The organism is Sorangium sp. So ce834 (genome assembly GCF_051521425.1).
In the GTDB taxonomy this organism is placed as follows: domain Bacteria; phylum Myxococcota_A; class Polyangia; order Polyangiales; family Polyangiaceae; genus Sorangium; species Sorangium cellulosum_D.
On the sequence record NZ_CP150351.1, the window covers coordinates 10,732,640 to 10,751,691 of the forward strand.

The 19,052-nt window shown below is 68.0% G+C and carries 8 protein-coding genes; 2 read left to right on the forward strand and 6 right to left on the reverse strand.

Annotation, left to right across the window (positions count from 1 at the left end; genetic code table 11):
• The first annotated feature begins 77 nt into the window (after positions 1-77).
• On the forward strand, positions 78-2,120 hold the full coding sequence (gene tnpC, locus WMF20_RS39535; protein WP_437605679.1) for an IS66 family transposase: 2,043 nt from the start codon (positions 78-80) through the stop codon (positions 2,118-2,120).
• A gap of 497 nt (positions 2,121-2,617) precedes the next feature.
• On the opposite strand, the gene WMF20_RS39540 is transcribed toward tnpC, so the two are convergent.
• Complete coding sequence (locus WMF20_RS39540; protein WP_437606919.1) at positions 2,618-3,628, reverse strand: hypothetical protein; 1,011 nt, start codon at positions 3,626-3,628, stop codon at positions 2,618-2,620.
• A 197-nt stretch (positions 3,629-3,825) separates the two neighbouring features.
• Between WMF20_RS39540 and WMF20_RS39545 the strand changes: the two genes are divergently transcribed.
• The gene (locus tag WMF20_RS39545; RefSeq protein ID WP_257792744.1) at positions 3,826-3,960 is read left to right on the forward strand and encodes a hypothetical protein; all 135 of its coding nucleotides are present in this window, start codon (positions 3,826-3,828) and stop codon (positions 3,958-3,960) included.
• Positions 3,961-4,341: 381 nt separating this feature from the next.
• Here the strand turns inward: WMF20_RS39545 and WMF20_RS39550 are convergent, their stop codons facing one another.
• The 5 genes from WMF20_RS39550 to WMF20_RS39570 all read right to left on the reverse strand — a co-directional run bounded on the left by WMF20_RS39550 (position 4,342) and on the right by WMF20_RS39570 (position 18,942).
• A complete protein-coding gene (locus WMF20_RS39550; RefSeq protein WP_437606920.1) occupies positions 4,342-5,925 on the reverse strand; it encodes an RHS repeat domain-containing protein in 1,584 nt (527 codons plus the stop codon).
• Between the two features lie 177 nt (positions 5,926-6,102).
• Positions 6,103-6,591, reverse strand: coding sequence for a hypothetical protein (locus WMF20_RS39555; protein WP_129579126.1), 489 nt, complete (start codon positions 6,589-6,591; stop codon positions 6,103-6,105).
• Entirely contained in the window at positions 6,560-7,813 is a 1,254-nt protein-coding gene (locus tag WMF20_RS39560) for an RHS repeat domain-containing protein (protein ID WP_129579127.1), read from the reverse strand. Before WMF20_RS39560 ends, WMF20_RS39555 begins: the two co-directional genes overlap by 32 nt.
• A 26-nt stretch (positions 7,814-7,839) precedes the next feature.
• Positions 7,840-8,394 carry a hypothetical protein gene (locus WMF20_RS39565; protein WP_129579128.1) on the reverse strand — a complete coding sequence of 185 codons (555 nt, stop codon included), beginning with the start codon at positions 8,392-8,394 and terminating at the stop codon, positions 7,840-7,842.
• 3 nt (positions 8,395-8,397) lie between these two features.
• Positions 8,398-18,942: a SpvB/TcaC N-terminal domain-containing protein gene (locus WMF20_RS39570; protein WP_437606921.1), complete on the reverse strand. Its 10,545-nt coding sequence runs from the start codon at positions 18,940-18,942 to the stop codon at positions 8,398-8,400.
• Positions 18,943-19,052: the final 110 nt, after the last annotated feature.

Consider the following 19,052-nt stretch of genomic DNA (forward strand, 5'->3'; position numbering starts at 1 on the left):
TCTCATCGAAAGTAGCGACAAGTCGGCTGCATAAGGTACTTGTCAAGGGCAAGCGCAGGGGGCATCCATGGCGCGCCTTGACCTCGACGACACGCCCCGGTGAGACCGAGCTGCCGCAGTCGGCGGAGCCAGAGCGCCTTGACGGTGCGGCGCTCGTGCTCGGCTACCTCCAGGCCAGGGGACAAGCCCAGGGGAGCCCCGCCGACCCCGGGTCGGCGGTCGACGCGCTGCTCCGGCGGGTGCAGGAGCTCGAGGCGAGGCTGGCCGAGCTCTCGACGGCGGAGCAGCAGGCCCAAGAGCTCGCTCGCACTGTCGAGTCGCTCAAGGCGTACAATCAACAGCTGCAGGAGACGATTCGGACCTTGGAGATCGGGTTCCGGCGCCACGTCTCCGAGCAGGTCTCGCCTGACCAGCTGCGGCTTTCGCTGGCCGGCGAGCCAGGCGGCTGTCCGGCTCCAGCTTCGTCGCAGGCCGAGCACTGCGCCTCGCCTGATGCGGACCCGAGCGACGGCAGCATCCAGCCGCCGGGCCCCGCGAGCCCGCCGGAGCGCGTGGCGGCGGCAGAGTCCTCCTCCGGCTCGGAGCCCGGAGGCGGCAAGCGAGCCAAGCGCCACGAGCACGGGCGCCGTCGCATCGGTGTCATCCCGAGGGTGGTCATCGAGTCGCTGCCGCCGGAGGTGCTGCTCAAAGGCATCGAGCGCTTCGAGCGTGTGGGCGCCGAAGACAGCTCGGTCATCGGCTACCGGCGTGGCGGCCCCATCGAGATCGTCACGCGTCGCCCCAAGTACGTGGCCAAGGCGGAGGCACCGGCGGCGAGCAGCGGAGCTGAAGAGGAGCCGGCTCCTTCGCCAGCCGGTGGACCGGCCTTCACGCACGAGCTGGACGAGCCCCTGGTCGTGCGAGAGCACGAGCTTCTGGGGATCCCCGCGGACACGGGCTTCAAGCAAAGCCCCTTCGTCGACGGCGTCCTCGTACGCTACACGCCCGAGTCGGATGCTGCGGAGGACAGCGGCGGACCGGTGAAGATCGCCGCGCTGCCGGAGCGCCCGATCGACAGGTGCCTTGCTGACCCGAGCCTCTTGGCCCACCTGTTCGTCCACAAGCTCGACTACCACATGCCCTACTACCGGCAAGAGGTGGAGTCGGATCGCCACGGCTTCCGCATCGGCCGCGGCAACATGACACGCTGGCAGTACGATTGCGGTGGCATCGCGATGCGCATCGCCGATGCCATGTGGAGCAACGCGCTCTCGCGGTCGTGGTTCGCCATGGATGCGACGGGCACCGCCATCCGGGCCAAGGACAAGCACCGCTATGGGCATGTCTTCGTCCTGGTCGCGCCGGGCGATGGGGTGCTGTTTCGCTACACACCGACGTACGACGGCCCCACCGTCGCGAAGCTCTTCGGCGGCTACCAGGGGACGCTGGTCGCCGATGCCTCGGCCAACCACAACGTGCTGTTCGGGCCGGGCAAGGCGCGCGAGGCCGGCTGCTGGAGCCATGCACGAAGGCGCTTCTTCAAGGCGTTCAAGGCCGGGGCGGGCAAGGAGGCGGCGTTCGCGCTCCAGACCCTCCAGGCGCTCTTCCGCGTCGAGGAGGAATGCGCCCTGTGCAGCCCGGACGAGCGTCTCGAGCTCCGGCAGCGCGAGTCCGCACCGCTGATTGAGAAGCTCTTCGCCTGGGTCGAGGCGCAGCGGCAGGTCGTCCCGGAGCATTCGCCGTTGCGCGAAGGGCTGGTCTACCTGCACAACCAGAGGGAGGCGCTCTGCGAGTTCCTCTCCAACGGGGAGATCCCCATCCACAACAATGCCAGTGAGAGGGCTCTGCGCCGCGTCGTCAAGGGGCGGCGCAACTGGCTCTTCCACGGCAGCGACGAGCATGCTGTCCGGGCGTGTGCCATCACGTCGCTCATCGCGACCTGCCAGATGCACGGGCTCGACCCCGAGCTGTACTTGCAGGAGATCCTGACCGTGGCTCCCAGCTATCCGCTCAGTCGCATCCTCGACCTGAGTCCCAACAACTGGGTCGCGACGCGACAACGCCTCATCGCCGAGGGGCGGCTCAAGTACCTGGACCTGGCTCGGATCACCGGCTCGCGGCTCGCCTTCCGCGACCGCTGATCGCGCCGCGTCGTCCGCTTCCGTCGCGCCCACAGCGCTCGTCGCGTCCGGAGCGGCCGAGTCAGGCGCGCGTCCTTTCCGCGTCCGCGCCGAGGTGCGTCGGCGCGTCGAGCCGGTGCTGTCGTCGCTTCGTCCCGCCACCGTCGAGCTCGTCTTCGCGGGGCGCCTTCGGGTCGCTTCGCTTCGGCGCTGCTTGTCCGCGCCTCGGGTCGGCCGCCGTTCGCCCACCTCGTCCGCGGACGGCTGGGCGGCGCTCTTGCGGCGCCGCACGCCTGTGGCCTCGGCAGATCCCGCGCGCTCCTCCTGCCCGGCCGCGCCACGCGGGCGCCCCTTCGCGCGGGCGGGGGCGTCCTCGCGGCCTTGCCACGCGACATGCGGCGCGGACAGCTTCAGCACCGCCGTCGTCAGGCTCGGGACTTCGACTCCCTCCTCCCCGCTCCGTCGCTTCGTCATCGCACCGCGACTCTACGCACGTGGCCGCCTTCCACAAGCACGCTTCAGAACGCGCTCTGCGGAGCGGCTACCGCCCCGTGAGGGAGGCGCTTCCGTGGATGGTCAGGCCTCATCATGGGAGAAGAGCGTTCCCGGTCCGATCCCCTGCCCCAAAGTGACAGCTCCTGCCCGTTCTGGCTCACCCGCGAGACGCGGTTCTCCTCGTTCCATTCCGTCGTGCGCCGCGTCGCGTCCCGGTAGACCCAGCCGGTCTGGTTGCCGCTGGCGTCGTAGCTCATCACCCGCGGCCACGGCATCGACTCCGCCACGAGGTGCTCGTCGATGTGCCTGGGCGCGTGCGGCTGCGGTCCGGTGTACTGGTACACCGACCGGTACGTCTGCTCCCGGATCGCATGATCCTCGCGCCATCCTCCGCTCCCATCCGGCACGAACCGGTAGCTCGCCTGGTCCTTCGTCAGGATGTTGCCGATCTCGTCGAAGTCGAACGACAGCCGGTACCGGTACTGCCAATCCCTCCGGTCCTGGTACGTCCCGCTCGCCGAGATCAGCTGGTAGAGGTCGTCGTACCCGTAATCGTGCGTCGTCGGCCCGACCAGCACCGCGCCTGGCATCTCCTGGTCGTACGGCGCCTCGTTCCGCGCCTGCTCCAGGTTGCCCGCCGCGTCGTACGCATACCGCATCCTCTGGAACGGCCTCGCCGGCAACCCTCGTTCCACGAGGAACCGGTCGCGGTGATCGGCGTTGATCTCCTGAAGCCGCCGCGACTTCTCGAAGTACTTGTACGACGTCGCGATGCCGTTGCCGTGCACCACGCGCACCCGTTGCTCGAACTCGTCGTAGCCGATGTGCAGCAGGTACTGCGTCGTCGCCGGCTCGTCCGGATGCTGCGGGTTCGGCTGGGTGTTCGTCCCGACCGCCGACCCGACCAGGCCGCCTCGGTCGTAGCCGTACGTCACCACCTCCGCCTCGGAGCCGGGAAACTTGATCGGCAGCAGCCGCCCGAAGGAGTAGAACTCACCACCCCGTCCATCGGAGTGCGATCGATGGGCCGACATCGAAGTCAATCAGAATGACCGAACTATGAATTCAGCTCCTCCATCCAGCTACGAATCAGTCTCTGTGCCCCCTCGAACGAGGCATTAACACGAACCCGCTCGAAGTACCACAATACCCTCTCTCGAAGACCGTGATCGACCCCACATGAGAGACCCAAAAGATCAACGCAAAACGCGCACTCATCAGCATTTGCCGCGTGCTCAATTATATCGACATAGATTGGCAAACCTCTAGCGATTTCTCGCAAGCATCGCTGAACAAGATCTGCCTCACCAAGCTCGATCTCGCACGCCGCCACCTCTCCGCTGCCGATCTGGACGAGGAGCTCTAGCACATGCCGACGAGCAGCATCGGGGCATCGCAGAAGAACACCTAACAGGCATGGCACCGCGGCAAGGGCCGCCTGGTAAACCTGTCCCTGTACGACAATCGTATTATCGATCTTCCAGTATGCAGCTAGCGCCTCCGATTCCGTGGCGGCAGCCTGAAGCTCTCGGATGGCATGCGGTATCTGAGATGCACTGCCTTCAGCACGTAGGTTTGACCAATCATGGCGCTCAATCTCCCATATCATGTCATTTCCCTTGATCACTCTTGAATTGGGTTCCCTCTGGAAACGCGCCGCGACCGTATCGAGATTCACATTTTGTGCACACTGGAACCTGCTTGTACGGAGGTCCGTCAGCTCGTGGGCGCACGGCTTCTGTGAATTTTACTTTGCTTGGATCTCCTCCGAGTGCCTCGACAACACGCTGTTCGGCGCAGAGGCCGCCGCCTGAGCATCCTGTTTCGACTTTCCCGTTTCTTTGTTGTACCCGCCGGTGACTGTCGCCGGCCGGGCAGGTGAGCGCAAGCCTCCAACCTCCGCAGCCTTCGCGTCGCGCGCAGCTCTTGCCCGATCCACAAGCTTCGCGCTGGAGGCTTGCCGAGATCCTGTCGAAGCGCTGGGACCAGCGGGTTTCGTCGGCTCCGGCGGCTTCGCCGGCTGTGCCGCCTGCGGGGGCTTCGCCGGCTGCGCTGCCTGCGCCGGCTGCGGCGCCGCTTGCTGCTGGCCCGCAGGCCGCGGCGGCGGCACCGGCTGCTGGTTCACGCCGCCCATGCGCGCCGTCCGAGGAGGAGCCGCCGCCGGGCTTGTGGGCGTCTTGCCCTGCGCCCGCTGCTCCGCCATGCGCTGCATCTGCATCATCTGGTGAAAGCGAGCGCCCTCGGGCCCGGTCCAGCAGCTCGGGCTCCGGCAGCCCCCCATCCCAGCCCCGCCGGGCGGGAAGTTCCGGTGCCCCCCTTGCGCTTGCCGCCCATCGGGATCGAGCAGATTGACCGGGTTGTTCAGCGCATAGCTGTACAGCCCGAGGTTCCCCGGGTTGAACACCCCCGCGCCCGGCCCTCCCGCCATGTACTCGTCCAGGATCGGATCCGGGCTCAGCCACACGTTGATCCGTGGGTCGTAGTACCGCGCCCCGAAGTAATAGAGCCCCGTCGCCTGGTCGAGCTCCTTGCCCGTGAACACGTACGCCCGCCGCAGCTCGTACCGCGAGTCCGACGCGTCGATCCACAGCTCGCCCGTCGGGAAGTACTCGTCCCGCTGCGTCAGCGTCTGCTCGTTGTTCGACGCGAAGCTCGTGCTGCCCAGGTGGTCCGGGTGGTAGTAGATCGTCGGCGGGTCCCGGAACCAGTCCGGATCCATCTTGCTCGCGATGCGCGTCTGCCCCGCATAGATGTGCTTGGTGATGAACCGCCCGTCCCGCAGCGTCAGGTGCTGGTCGTGGTAGGCCGTCTCCTCCTCGCCGCTGATGCGGTGCAGGTGCACCCGCCGCTCGCCCTCGCCGTCGTAGAGCACGCGCGACAGCTCCTGCCCGTTCTGGCTCACCCGCGAGACGCGGTTCTCTTCGTTCCATTCCGTCGTGCGCCGCGTCGCGTCCCGGTAGACCCAACCCGTCTGGTTGCCGCTGGCGTCGTAGCTCATCACCCGCGGCCACGGCATCGACTCCGCCACGAGGTGCTCGTCGATGTGCCTGGGCGCGTGCGGCTGCGGTCCCGTGTACTGGTACACCGACCGGTACGTCTGCTCCCGGATCGCGTGGTCCTCGCGCCATCCGCCGCTGCCATCCGGCACGAACCGGTAGCTCGCCTGGTCCTTCGTCAGGATGTTGCCGATCTCGTCGAAGTCGAACGACAGCCGGTACCGGTACTGCCAGTCCCTCCGGTCCTGGTACGTCCCGCTCGCCGAGATCAGCTGGTAGAGGTCGTCGTACCCGTAATCGTGCGTCGTCGGCCCGACCAGCACCGAGCCTGGCATCTCCTGGTCGTACGGCGCCTCGTTCCGCGCCTGCTCCAGGTTGCCCGCCGCGTCGTACGCATGCCTTCAGCACGTGATCGACCGTTCCGGCGCCGTCCAGGTCGTCCCATCCGAGCTCGTTACGACCGTCGTTCAATCCGAGCTGCGCTGGATGGCCACGATTGGGCGACGCGGCACCTACTGAGCGTACCTGGCACTTCTTCTGAATCCGATCGGTTGCTCCCAATAGACGTGGCACTCGTCGCCTGCGACTACGAACCAGAGGGCCGTTCCCCCAGCACAGAGCTGGACTCCGGCTTCTCTACCGAACTCGTTCTCCAAGATCGTCACAGAGGAGATAATCGCACCGAGCATGCCAACAAACATCGGAATACTCGACTGTTCGACCCTACTCCACTTTCCGCTTTGCTCTATGTATTCGCGGTTTTCATCGGAAATCGGTGGCTCGAATGGGTCCACCCATGGCGCATATTGAACACGAAGACCCTCACCGTCCGCCGATCCGTCAAAAAGAACTACGGTTCCGTCGTCCAAGTAGAGTTCAAGCGGACCGTCGCCTGGCTCAATCTGTCCGCCATGCTCGAACAGTATCCTCGCAACTCGACGAAGTCGCTTTCCACATAGCGACTTAAGGTTAGCGAGGGGAAGCGCCTTTGAACCACTCATTCGACTGACCTCCTGGAAAGATCGTCACAAACTCGCCGCTCGGCTTGGTGATCACGAGGTCGGTACCTTTCCTAAAAAACAGGAAGTCGTTACCTCCGCCACCTCGTGGGCTCCACGGTCCCTGACGGACTTCGTCGTACTGCTGAACTACCGTGTTGATTCGCTCTCGAACCCATTGGCGATGAGCTGGGTTGCCTGCGTCGAGCCCGAAATCCTTGGCATGTTTGCCTACTTTTTTTCCGAATTGAATGCTGTCGACCTTTAACTCGGGTAGGGGCCGGGTCGGTCCCCCCTTGGCGGCTCCTGCAGATGATGACTGCGGTTTCGCGGCCATCTGCCCCGGCTGTGCTGGCTGGGGTGGCTTCGCCGGCTGTGCCGCCTGCGGGGGCTTCGCCGGCTGCGCTGCCTGCGCCGGCTGCCGCGTCGCCTGCTGCTGGCCCGCAGGCCGCGGCGGCGGCACCGGCTGCTGGTTCACGCCGCCCATGCGCACCGTCCGAGGAGGAGCCGCCGCCGGGCTGACGGGCGTCTTGCCCTGCGCCCGCTGCTCCGCCATGCGCTGCATCTGCATCATCTGGTGAAAGCGAGCGCCCTCGGGCCCGGTCCAGCAGCTCGGGCTCCGGCAGCCCCCCATCCCAGCCCCGCCGGGCGGGAAGTTCCGGTGCCCCCCTTGCGCTTGCCGCCCATCGGGATCGAGCAGATTGACCGGGTTGTTCAGCGCATAGCTGTACAGCCCGAGGTTCCCCGGGTTGAACACCCCCGCGCCCGGCCCTCCCGCCATGTACTCGTCCAGGATCGGATCCGGGCTCAGCCACACGTTGATCCGCGGGTCGTAGTACCGCGCCCCGAAGTAGTAGAGCCCCGTCGCCTGGTCGAGCTCCTTGCCGGTGAACACGTACGCTCGCCGCAGCTCGTACCGCGAGTCCGACGCGTCGATCCACAGCTCCCCGGTCGGGAAGTACTCGTCCCGCTGCGTCAGCGCCTGCTCGTTGTTCGACGCGAAGCTGGTGCTGCCCAGGTGGTCCGGGTGGTAGTAGATCGTCGGCGGATCCCGGAACCAGTCCGGATCCATCTTGCTCGCGATGCGCGTCTGCCCCGCGTAGATGTGCTTGGTGATGAACCGCCCGTCCCGCAGCGTCAGGTGCTGGTCGTGGTAGGCTGTCTCCTCCTCGCCGCTGATGCGGTGCAGGTGCACCCGCCGCTCGCCGTCGCCGTCGTAGAGCACGCGCGACAGCTCCTGCCCGTTCTGGCTTACCCGCGAGACGCATCGTCGTTGCGGTACAGATGACCATACTGCGGCAGCTGTGCAACCACGGTTTTCAAGCGGTGAAGCTCAGCTATCTGCTTCGGCGTGTAACCTGCCGTTTCGAGGGCCACGAGAACCACATCGAGCGGTGCTTTCCACTCGGCAAGAAAATCTTCTCTTGAAATCGAAATCCTCGGCCTGCATGCCAAGATCGATTCCGTAGAGCCGATCACGCGGCTCCACTGAGCTTCAACAGATACCACCATCGGTTCCCATGCAATATCCCAAACGGCGGCAAAGGTGTTCGAGGGCCAGTGCACGAGCCGTGTTCCATGGTTCATCAACAACATGTCTTCACAAATTTTGACGATATCGTCAACCATCAAGCTGATGTCGTATTTGTAGGACAGGGGCAGGTATACGTGGTTCCATACCAATATTGCCCGCTCTGTTTCCATAGGAAACACCGTTTGAATAGCATCCGACAGGCTTGAGTCATCTTGATCATGCGCTCGAAGTGTACGCGGGTTGCTGGCTTGAATAACAAAGTCCACTGCCATATCTCACTCCGCTGGATATCCGTGAAACGTTCCCGTTCCGTTGTTTCTCACCCAAAACCTAGTAGCTGGAACGGTTTTTCCATCAGGGCGATGGACGACGGAGCTGTGCCCCGGCGGCATTTCGAACCAACCACCTTCTCCTGGCTTGAGAGTCGCTGCTTTCTCCCCTGCGTATCGCAAATCCCCCTCGCTTCCCCACTGACCTTGCGGCCCGCCTGTTCTTGCCAAGGCAGGTCCCTCTTTCCATTTGATTCCATGTTTCTTTGACCCGAGATACTTTGCCTCTGGCTTGAGGGCTGCCGCTCTTGTGGGTCCGTTAGATGATTCCGATTGCTTGGCAGCCGCCTGCGCCGGCTTCGCGAGCGGTCCCGCCTGCGCCGGTTTCGATGGAGCTGTCGCTTGCGGCGGCGTCGCCGGCAGCGCCGCTTGCGCAGGTTTCTGCGATGGCGGCTGCGCCGCCGCCTGCTGCTGGCCAGCAGGCCGCGGCGGCAGCACCGGCTGCTGGTTCACGCCGCCCATGCGCACCGTCCGAGGAGGAGCCGCCGCCGGGCTGACGGGCGCCTTGCCCTGCGCCCGCTGCTCCGCCATGCGCTGCATCTGCATCATCTGATGAAAGCGAGCGCCCTCGGGCCCGGTCCAGCAGCTCGGGCTCCGGCAGCCTCCCATCCCAGCCCCGCCGGGCGGGAAGTTCCGGTGCCCCCCTTGCGCTTGCCGCCCATCGGGATCGAGCAGATTGACCGGGTTGTTCAGCGCATAGCTGTACAGCCCGAGGTTCCCCGGGTTGAACACCCCCGCGCCCGGCCCTCCCGCCATGTACTCGTCCAGGATCGGATCCGGGCTCAGCCACACGTTGATCCGCGGGTCGTAGTACCGCGCCCCGAAGTAGTAGAGCCCCGTCGCCTGGTCGAGCTCCTTGCCCGTGAACACGTACGCTCGCCGCAGCTCGTACCGCGAGTCCGACGCGTCGATCCACAGCTCGCCCGTCGGGAAGTACTCGTCCCGCTGCGTCAGCGTCTGCTCGTTGTTCGACGCGAAGCTGGTGCTGCCCAGGTGGTCCGGGTGGTAGTAGATCGTCGGCGGATCCCGGAACCAGTCCGGATCCATCTTGCTCGCGATGCGCGTCTGCCCCGCGTAGATGTGCTTGGTGATGAACCGCCCGTCCCGCAGCGTCAGGTGCTGGTCGTGGTAGGCCGTCTCCTCCTCGCCGCTGATGCGGTGCAGGTGCACCCGCCGCTCGCCCTCGCCGTCGTAGAGCACGCGCGACAGCTCCTGCCCGTTCTGGCTCACCCGCGAGACGCGGTTCTCCTCGTTCCATTCCGTCGTGCGCCGCGTCGCGTCCCGGTAGACCCAACCCGTCTGGTTGCCGCTGGCGTCGTAGCTCATCACCCGCGGCCACGGCATCGACTCCGCCACGAGGTGCTCGTCGATGTGCCTGGGCGCGTGCGGCTGCGGTCCCGTGTACTGGTACACCGACCGGTACGTCTGCTCCCGGATCGCGTGGTCCTCGCGCCATCCTCCGCTCCCATCCGGCACGAACCGGTAGCTCGCCTGGTCCTTCGTCAGGATGTTGCCGATCTCGTCGAAGTCGAACGACAGCCGGTACCGGTACTGCCAATCCCTCCGGTCCTGGTACGTCCCGCTCGCCGAGATCAGCTGGTAGAGGTCGTCGTACCCGTAATCGTGCGTCGTCGGCCCGACCAGCACCGAGCCTGGCATCTCCTGGTCGTACGGCGCCTCGTTCCGCACCTGCTCCAGGTTGCCCGCCGCGTCGTACGCATACCGCATCCTCTGGAACGGCCTCGCCGGCAACCCTCGTTCCACGAGGAACCGGTCGCGGTGATCGGCGTTGATCTGCTCCAGCCGCCGCGACTTCTCGAAGTACTTGTACGACGTCGCGATGCCGTTGCCGTGCACCACGCGCACCCGCTGCTCGAACTCGTCGTAGCCGATGTGCAGCAGGTACTGCGTCGTCGCCGGCTCGTCCGGGTGCTGCGGGTTCGGCTGGGTGTTCGTCCCGACAGCCGACCGGACCAGGCCGCCTCGGTCGTAGCCGTACGTCACCACCTCCGCGCCGGAACCGGGGAACTTCATCGACAGCAGCCGCCCGAAGGAGTCGAACGCGTACTCCATCGTCGCCTCGTACGGCCCCCGGTGCGGCTCGCGGATCCGGGGGAACTCGGTCGTCAGCTGCGCGACGTTCCCGAGCCGGTCGTACGCAAACGTCCTCGTCCCCGCCTCGCTCTGCTCCTCGACGAGCCGCCCGGCCCGGTTGCCGTGCTCGTCGCCCTCCGCGTCCGGTGCGCCGTACACGTACGTCACGTCCGTCGAGTCCGGGTAATCCACCCGCTCGAGCCGGTTGAACGCGTACTCGTACCGGATCAGCTTGCTCGCACTCTCCGCCGCCAGCTTCGCCGTCTGCCGCGCGCCGACGTTGCCCGACAGGTCGTAACGCCACTCGGTACGGCCCATGTCCGGGCTCGTGAGCGCAACCATCCGCCCCACCGAGTCGTACTCCGCGGTCGTCACGTTCCCGCGCGCATCGGTCACCCGCACGAGCTCGTCCACCGCATTGTACCCGTACCGCGTCACCAGCGTGGCCCACGCCTCCGACCCGTGCAGCCGATTGCGCTCCTCGACCGCCACGATCGCGTTGTCCACGTCCTGGTACGCCCTGCGCACCTTCCCGTTCGGGTCGACCTCCGTCGCGACGAACATCGCCACGCCATCGAGCTCCTCGATGTCGTAGCTCGTCGTGGTCACCGCCTCGCCGGCCTCGTCATCCGGCTCCCGCTGCTCGATCACCCGCGAGAGCACGTCGTACTCGAACACCGTCGCGTTCTTCAGCGGCACGTCCACGAACGCCGTCGCCTCGCCCGTATCGAACACCGGCTGCCCCTGCAGCGCGACGCGCCCCCGCTCGTCGAGCACCACCCGCCCGCTCACGGTCATGCCCACGATCGGATCCGCCCCCGAGCCCTGATCCTTCTCGAGGTCCTTCTTCGTCTGGATCACCCGGTCGAGCCCGTCGATGAACGTCACCGTGTCGATCGGATCCCCCGGGTGCTGCACGTCCTTGTGCCGCGTGCGCGCCCACGCCGGCATAGCCGGGCTCGCCCCCGGCTGGAGCGCATACTCGAACGCAATCGTCGCCTCCGCCGCCGTGGGCGCGTCGTTCGGGCCGAACACCTCGGCCAGCCGGCCGAACGCGTCGTAATCGTAGTGCACCTCGTGGCCGTTGACGTCCTGGACCGCGCTGATCGCGCCGTAGCGATAATCCGGTGATCTCTCCGAGGAGTACCCGAACGAATCGCTCACCCGAACGAGGTACGTCTCCGCAACATCATCGTATTCGTAGGTGAGCGTGAACTCCCCGGGGTCGATCGCCTGCTCCAGGTTGCCGTACGCGTCGTGCGAGAATTCCCATGTTGGATTCGTCGACGCGTCGCCCGTGTACGGCGCGCCCGTCGCCGGGTCCTTGCCGCCGATCACCGTGCTCGTGATCCACTCCACCGCCCCGGTCACGCCGTCGTACCCCGCGGTGCGCTTGCGCAGCAGCGTGCCCGCGCCGTCGCGCGCCTCGACGCTGTCCGCCCGCACGATGTGCGGCCCGTCGAATGTCACATAGTGGATCGTGGTCGTGACGTCGTCGTCCAGCGTGCCTGGCTCGCCGTGCTCCGTCAGCTGGATCAGGTTGCCGCGGTCGTCCCAGTCGCGCTCCTCGCTCGTCTGCTTGCCAGGCGCGCTCGGGTCCGTGGTCTTCCCCTCGTACCAGGACGTCGTCCGCAGCTCTTCCTCGGGGAAGAACGAGCCCGTCATCGTCGGCAACGCCCCGGGCGAGCGGTAAACCACCTGCTCTCGGCTGAACAGCCGCCCCTCGGCGTCCTGCTCGCGCACCTCCCTCACCAGCCCGCGGCGGTAGTAGTCCTGGTTGTGGTACCGCGTGACGATCTGCGAGCCGTCCTCGCGCGTCGCCGTCACCTGCGCGAAGCCGTAATCCTCGCGCTCCGCGCGGTCGTAGAACCCGCTCTGGTGGTAATCGAACGTGTGGACATACGCCGGCGTGCCCATGCCGTCGTCCACCTCGACCCGCGACAGCACCCACTTGCTGCCGGGCATGTCCACGCTCAGCTCGTCCGGGCTGCTCGCATACGACACCCTGTTGCCCTCCCGGGCATAGTCCAGCTGGAAGCTGCCGCCAAGCGGCCGGACCACGCGCCGCAGCCGGTTGGTCTTGCCCGTCAGGTTCAGCCGCGCCCGCAGCGCACCGTCGCTCTCGCGCAGCATCCCGTCGCTCAGCTTCAGCACGTGATCGACCGTCCCGTCGCCGTCCAGGTCGTCCCATCCGAGCTCCGTCCGACCATCGTTCAACCCGAGCTGCGCCGCGATCTCGACGATGATGCACACGTACGGCGTCGTGATCTTCAGCGGCACGCCGTAGCCCGCGTTGAACGCCGTCGTCTCGGAGAACGACAGCGCGTCGTTGCTGCCGTTGATCTCCTTCGTGAAGTCCTTCTCCAGCGCAACGCCCCACGGCAGGCTACCGCTCACCGCCGGCGCGCTCCACTTCTCCTCCGGCCCAAAGCCGTCCCCGAGGTTCAGCCGGACCCGGTAGTAGTCCTGTCCAGGCTGCTTGCTCACCCGGTCGGGCAGCCCATCGCCGTTCAGATCCACGAAGTCCGCCAGCGTCCGGCTCACCGTGTGCGCGATGCCGCCGCCGATCCCCGCGTAGCCCACCTGAAGGCTGTTCGTCGTGTTGTCCTGCACCCGCACCGACGCGAGCTGCGCCGCCGACCACACCCGGCTCAGCGCGGTGAGCGGATCCCCTTCGACCTCCGGCAAGGGCTCGAACGGATCTCCGCCCGGATCGAGCACCGCCCAGGCGCGCTCGTCCGCGAAGCGGTAGCCGAGGTTCAGGCGCGCGTAGAGCAGGCCGCCCTCGCTCCTCACCTTGTCCGGGAGCCCGTCGCCGTTGACGTCCAAAAAGTCGCGCGTCGTCTGCGACGTGCCCCAGCTCTTGCCGAGAGAGGGCAGCACGCTGAGCACCGCCGAGGTCTTCCCGCTCGCCTTGATCTTGTCCGCGAGCGACGATGCCGCGGACCCGAAGCCGAACCCGAACCGCGCGCTCGCGTTCTCGAGCTCCCGGAAGTCGCCCGGCCCCTCGAGCGTCAGGTCGCCGTACTCCCCCGGCTGCTGCCCGTCGCACCGGCCGCCGCCGCACGTCTGCACGCGCACGCTGCCCTGCGTGACCGCGTCCGGCCGCCCGTCGCCGTTGACGTCGATCAGCTCCAGCTTCGACTCCGTCGTCCCGGTCGTCACCTGGAACGTCCCGATCAGCGCGACATCCTGCGACGTCGAGCTGCTCTGGCTCTTCCGGAGCCCCGGCACATTGGCCACATCCTCCGGCCTGACCCCGCCGACGCGCGACGGCTTGAGCTCCCCGGCCGTGATGTACATGTCCGCGCCCGAGCCGCGGAACACCGGGCCGCTGATGCTGCCCACGAGCGGGAAGCCGGCGTCCTCCGGCGACCAGCCGGCGTGATAGCCCTCCCAGTGCGGCTCGACGCGCGTGAAATAAGGCGGCTTGTTCTCCTCGGGCCGCTTGTTGATCTGGTTGTCGTCGAACGGATACTCCGTCGTCCACTCGCCGTAGCTGAAGCCCCGGAACCCGCCCACCATGCGGGCGTCCAGCTGCCCGTCCGGCGTCAGCCGCGCGTTCACCGTCGGCACGTCGAGCACGGTGCCCGTCTCGTCGAACACGAGCTGCGGCAGCCACGACACCGGTGCCCCGGGCTCCGGCAGGGCAGGGCCCATGTCCTCGTCGAGCTCGAAGAACCTCGTGAACGCGAGCTCGTCGCCCGCCTGCACCGGGAACACCACCGGATCGCTCGGATCAGGCACGCTCCGGGCCGGCGAGATCGCCTCCCGTCCGAGCAGCTCCCGGAACAGCCGCTCGCTCCCCCGATCCACCCGCAGGCTCACCGGCCCTTGCGTCTCGCCCTTGGAGACGGCGCCGATCAGGCGGACCGTCCCGCCCTCGGGCACGACCAGCCGCGCCAGGTCCAGCGGCGCCCCGCCGAGGCCGCTGTCGCTCAGCTGCACCGGCACGACGATCGACGCCTCGGGCACCGAGATCGGCCCGCCGTCGCCCGGCAACGCTTCGAGCCTGCACTCCCTTCTTCCGGAGGGCGCGCCGGGCCTCTCCGCGCACGACTCGACCGCGCGGCACCTCCCCGGATCCGCGTCGTGGCCGCACACCTCGGTGTACCTGGCGAACCCCTGGTACTGGACGCGCGACGGGTCGACCGCGTTGTCGCTCAGCTCGGCATACAGGAACAGGAGGTCTCCCTGGAGCACCGCCACAGGCCAGGCGATCTCGGTGCTCAGCTGCGCTCCCGAGACCGTCGTCCGGTGAAGCTCGACCCGCTCCCCCGAATCGACGTCCCGGCGCACGAGCCGCACGTCGAACGCATCGTCCGCGTCGGTCCGGACGAAGCTCGCCTGGACCGTGACCTGCCCGTCCGCGCCCGCGGCCCAGCCCGGCACGCTCCGGTCCAGCACCGAGAAGTCGTCCGCGAAGGTGTAGACGTACAGCCGACGCCCGAGCGCGTCGCGGCGCCTCAGGTCGGGCCCGGCGATCGGCACGCAGGTCCCCGACGTGCAGCGCTCCGTGTAGCGGATGCGCGGGTTCCAGCGCGTGCTGTCGCCCTCGATGTCCTCCTTCGGATCCACCCGGAAATAGAGCGCATCCATCCGACGGACGCGGACCTGGATGCCGCTCCCGCAGCCACCCTCGCCCTCGGGAACACACGCCGCATCGCTCGGCCCGATCTCTCGTTGCCAGAGCAGCTGTTGCTCGTGATGCCCCAGGTCGCCCGGCCGCGCCGCCCAGATCGCCTTCGTGATCGACGCCGTCACCCCGTCTCCCACGCCGCCGCCGGCCAGCGACACGCCGCCGTCGATGACGACGATGCCATCCAATGGCGGCGTCCACTTCACCAGCGGGCTGGTCCGGTAGAACGCCTTGCCGAGCTCCGCGACCTGCTCGCCGTCGCTGAAATCCTCGTCGACGGTGAAGCCGGCGCCGCTCGCGCCCGACCCGAGCCGCGCGTTGTTCGGGTTCAGCGTCGCCCCGCTCCGACCGAACAGCTCCGGGAAGCCGTCCCCGTTGATATCGAGCAGCACGCGCTGCGCGGTGGCGGTGGTCCAGGACTGGTTGATCCCGGCGCCCCCGAGCTCCTGGAAGAAGTGGATCGCCCCCTGCAGGCTGGCCGTGATCTGGTGCGTGCTGCCGGCGCTCTCCGGGGAGAACGCGTTCGGGCTCGACCGATCCGGGAGCGCGTTCAGCCAGACCCCGTTGCTCCCCACGAAGTCCGGGAGCCCGTCACCGTTGATGTCGGTGAAGGCGACCTCGTCCTCGTCCATGCCGAACGAGACGCCGACGCCCAGCCCGCCGTGCGGATCGCAGACCGGCGGCCCCGCGCCGACGAACGCGTTGAGCCCCCCTTCGATAGAGCTGGTCGCCCCGAGGCCGTCGCGCCCTTCCGCCGGACGGCTCCACTCGGTCGGGGCGGAGAAGACCTGAAGCCTGCCGTCCTGCTGCTCGAGACCGAAGTACTCGAACGTATGCTCGTAGAGCTGCCCGGCGCCGCCGTTCCCGTGGAGAGCGATGCTCTTGAGGAGCGACTTGGAATAATGCCGGGTGTCAGGCTCGTGGTAGGCGAAGTGGTAGCTCCGGATGATCTCCTCGGCGCCGGGCACCTCGCCCATGGTCACGTCGACGCGCTCCAGCCTTCGCGTCGTCCGCACCTCGAAGCCCGCGCGCGCCGAGCTGAGGATGTCTCTCCGCTGCGCGCCGTCGTCCAGGATGAAGAGCACGTGGTAGTAGGCGGCGGGGGAGCCGCTCGCGTGCTCCGTGTAGTCGATCCGCTGCGGATACAGCTGCACCCACTCCCCGCCACCGGGCACGTCTTCGAAGTACGAGACGCGCATCTGGTTGCCGAAGGTGTCTTCCACCCGCTCGAGGTTCCAGCGGAAGATCCCGGCGTCGCCCGACGGGTCCGAAAGGCGCGCGCCCGCGCTCTCGCCATAGGTGTACCGGGTGCCGTTCTTGTCCGTGACCACCCAGTGATAGCTTTGGGGATCGGCCCCGAGGCGCTCGATGCGATCGAACGCGCCCTCGACGCGCCGTTCATATCGGCCCGGCTGATCGGGGATGGCCCGGAGCATCTGGCCGTCGAGCGTGTAGAGCTCGTCGCCGGTGTAGCGCGGGACGCCGAAGCGCGTGTCGATCTCGATCGCGGAGATACGCAGGTCCCAGCCCACGCCGAGCCAGCCATTGCTCAGCTCGCTCTCGTACGTGACGGCGAGCTCCGGCTCGAGGCCGTGCCGGCCCGGTGGCACCTCGATCGGATACGTCAGCTGCGCCGTGCCCCGGCTGTTCGCCTCGGGCGGCTCGATGAACGACACGCCGGCCGAGGGGCTCGCGAGCTCGATCCCCTTCATGGCGTTGGGATCGAACGACTGCGCCCCCGGCTGGTCCGGCATGGCGATCGTCGCGTTGACGAAGTCGGTGAAGTGGTCCGTCAGGCTCGTGAGCTCGCGGGTGCGGCCCTCGTCGGCGCGCCCGAGCTTGGTCCACTGCTTCGCCGTCTCATCGAAGTAGAAGCCGAAGACGTCCCTTGCGCCGGCGCCGTCCGGGAGGCGCTCGCCGTCGATGGGGAGCGTCAGCCTCACCGGCTTCTTGAACCTGAGGCCGTGTGGGCCGAAGCGGAACGCGCGGTCCTCGGGCGTCACGTTGCGCATCGCGCGCCCCATCGGCTGCACCTGGACGGGCATCAGCGGCCGGATCGTGATGCGCGTCGCCTCCGCCAGCGCTCCCGGCGGGACCTCGATCGTGGCGCCCGCGAACGAGAGCACGCCGCCCTGCTCCGGGGTCACCACCGCGCCGTACGGGGCGCCCTCATCCACGACGAGCCCGCCCGACGGCGCGCTCGCGGCGGCGCTTTCGGCGCACGGGCCGAGCTCCACCGCTCGACCGAGGCGCGTGCCGTCCTCGAGCCGCGCCTCGAGGTGCGCCCTCCACGCTCGATGACGGGCGCCTTCGGGCTCCGGCAGGGTGAGCTCGAAGCTGCCGTCGTCCCCTAGCTCCACGGGCGTTGTGTCGGCGAAGAGCCGCGCTCGCGGCGTGCCCTCGCCGGGGAGGTCGAGGAAACCGCGCACGTACGCTCTCCCGTCGGTGCACTCGCCGTGCAGCGGCGTGCTCAGCGCGATCCTCGGGGAGCGGGACGGGATGAGGCTGGCCGCCACGGCGACGTCCGATACCTCGGCGCGGCTGCCCTTCGCCGGCCGGATTTGCACCGAGGCCGTCTCCGGCCAGATCGATTGGACCGGGAGGTCGAGGCGATGCCAGCCCGGCGAGAGGTCCTTCAGGTCGAAGCGCAACCCGTTCGCCCCCGCGCCTGGCGCGATCTCGATCTCCCCGGCGCCCGCGGCCGTCAGCTGGAACAGGAGCGCGTGCGGGGCCACGCGTGCGCCGAAATCGATGCGGAGCGGCTCATCGCGACGCGCGCGCTCGCCCCCGGCGGAGCGCATGGCGGCGCGCGCCTCGTGCACGCCGGCGTGCGGGATCCCGATCACCCGGAGCGCGCTCACGGTGAATCCTTGCTCGATGTCCGCCTGAGGCCGGAATCGCACGACGTTATCGCCGCGCCTCAGCCACGCGGGCGCGATCTCCTCGACCTGAAGCCCTCCCGTCGCAGGCGCATCCGCCCGGAAGCCGCCGCGCGGCGCTGCGCCGTTCAGCCGCCGGCTCACGCTCGACCAGTGCCCGCGCCCCTCGAGCTCGTAGACGAGGAACGCGCGCGCGAGCGCCCGTGGATCGGTGTCCAGGTGAAATGTCAGCGACTGCTCGCCGCCCGTGCGCGTCACCGCCGCCCGCTCGGACATCGCCGGGAACTGGGTTGCGCCCGCCAGCTTCCCCGCGAGCACGCGATCGGCCAGCTCCACCTCCGCCAGGCTGCGCGTGGGCGCGCCGGCGGTCCAGAACACGAGCTCCTGCGGCCCGCGCTCGCCCGAAGGGAGCCACTCGAGCACGAGTCGCTGCGCCGTGATGGCCATCGGAAAGCGTGTCCAGCGCTCGCCCGTGTCGTGGAGCGGTACGTCGACCAGGCCGGACACCGCCTGAAGCTCGGCGCCATGCTCCACATAGACCGTGAGCGCGCCATCGATGCGCCCGTACAGCGCGAGCGCTTCGAGCGCGGTCGGCTGCGGGAACGAGACGCGGACCCGCATCACCTCGCCGGTCTCGCTGCGAAGCCCGGTGTCAGCGCGGCCGTCGAACAGGACCCATGGATCCGCACCCTGGCCGGCGCCGGCTGCGCGAACGTCCGCCGGAAGGGCGGCGATCGGGACCACGGCGCGGTTCTCGGGGCCCTCCGAGGCCCCGCCTGGCGTCGCGAGGGCGAGGGTGGCGGCGCCGCCGGCGAGCGCAGCTGCCATCTCGGCGCCAGCGCGAGCGCCGCTGAGCCGCGCGCGAAGGGGATCGCCCATTCGACGCAACGTCAGCGCTTGAGCCCACGCGCCGAGCGGCGCGCTCACCGCCACGAGCAAGACAACGCAGCTCGCGCACCACCGCCACACCCATTTCACCCACCCGGATG

Excerpts from the sequence above, each read along its gene's own strand:
- WMF20_RS39540 (WP_437606919.1), bottom strand. The coding sequence starts at position 3,628 with ATGTCGGCCCATCGATCGCACTCCGATGGACGGGGTGGTGAGTTCTAC.
- WMF20_RS39550 (WP_437606920.1), bottom strand. The coding sequence starts at position 5,925 with ATGCCAGGCTCGGTGCTGGTCGGGCCGACGACGCACGATTACGGGTAC.
- WMF20_RS39555 (WP_129579126.1), bottom strand. The coding sequence starts at position 6,591 with ATGAGTGGTTCAAAGGCGCTTCCCCTCGCTAACCTTAAGTCGCTATGT.
- WMF20_RS39565 (WP_129579128.1), bottom strand. The coding sequence starts at position 8,394 with ATGGCAGTGGACTTTGTTATTCAAGCCAGCAACCCGCGTACACTTCGA.
- WMF20_RS39570 (WP_437606921.1), bottom strand. The coding sequence starts at position 18,942 with ATGGGCGATCCCCTTCGCGCGCGGCTCAGCGGCGCTCGCGCTGGCGCC.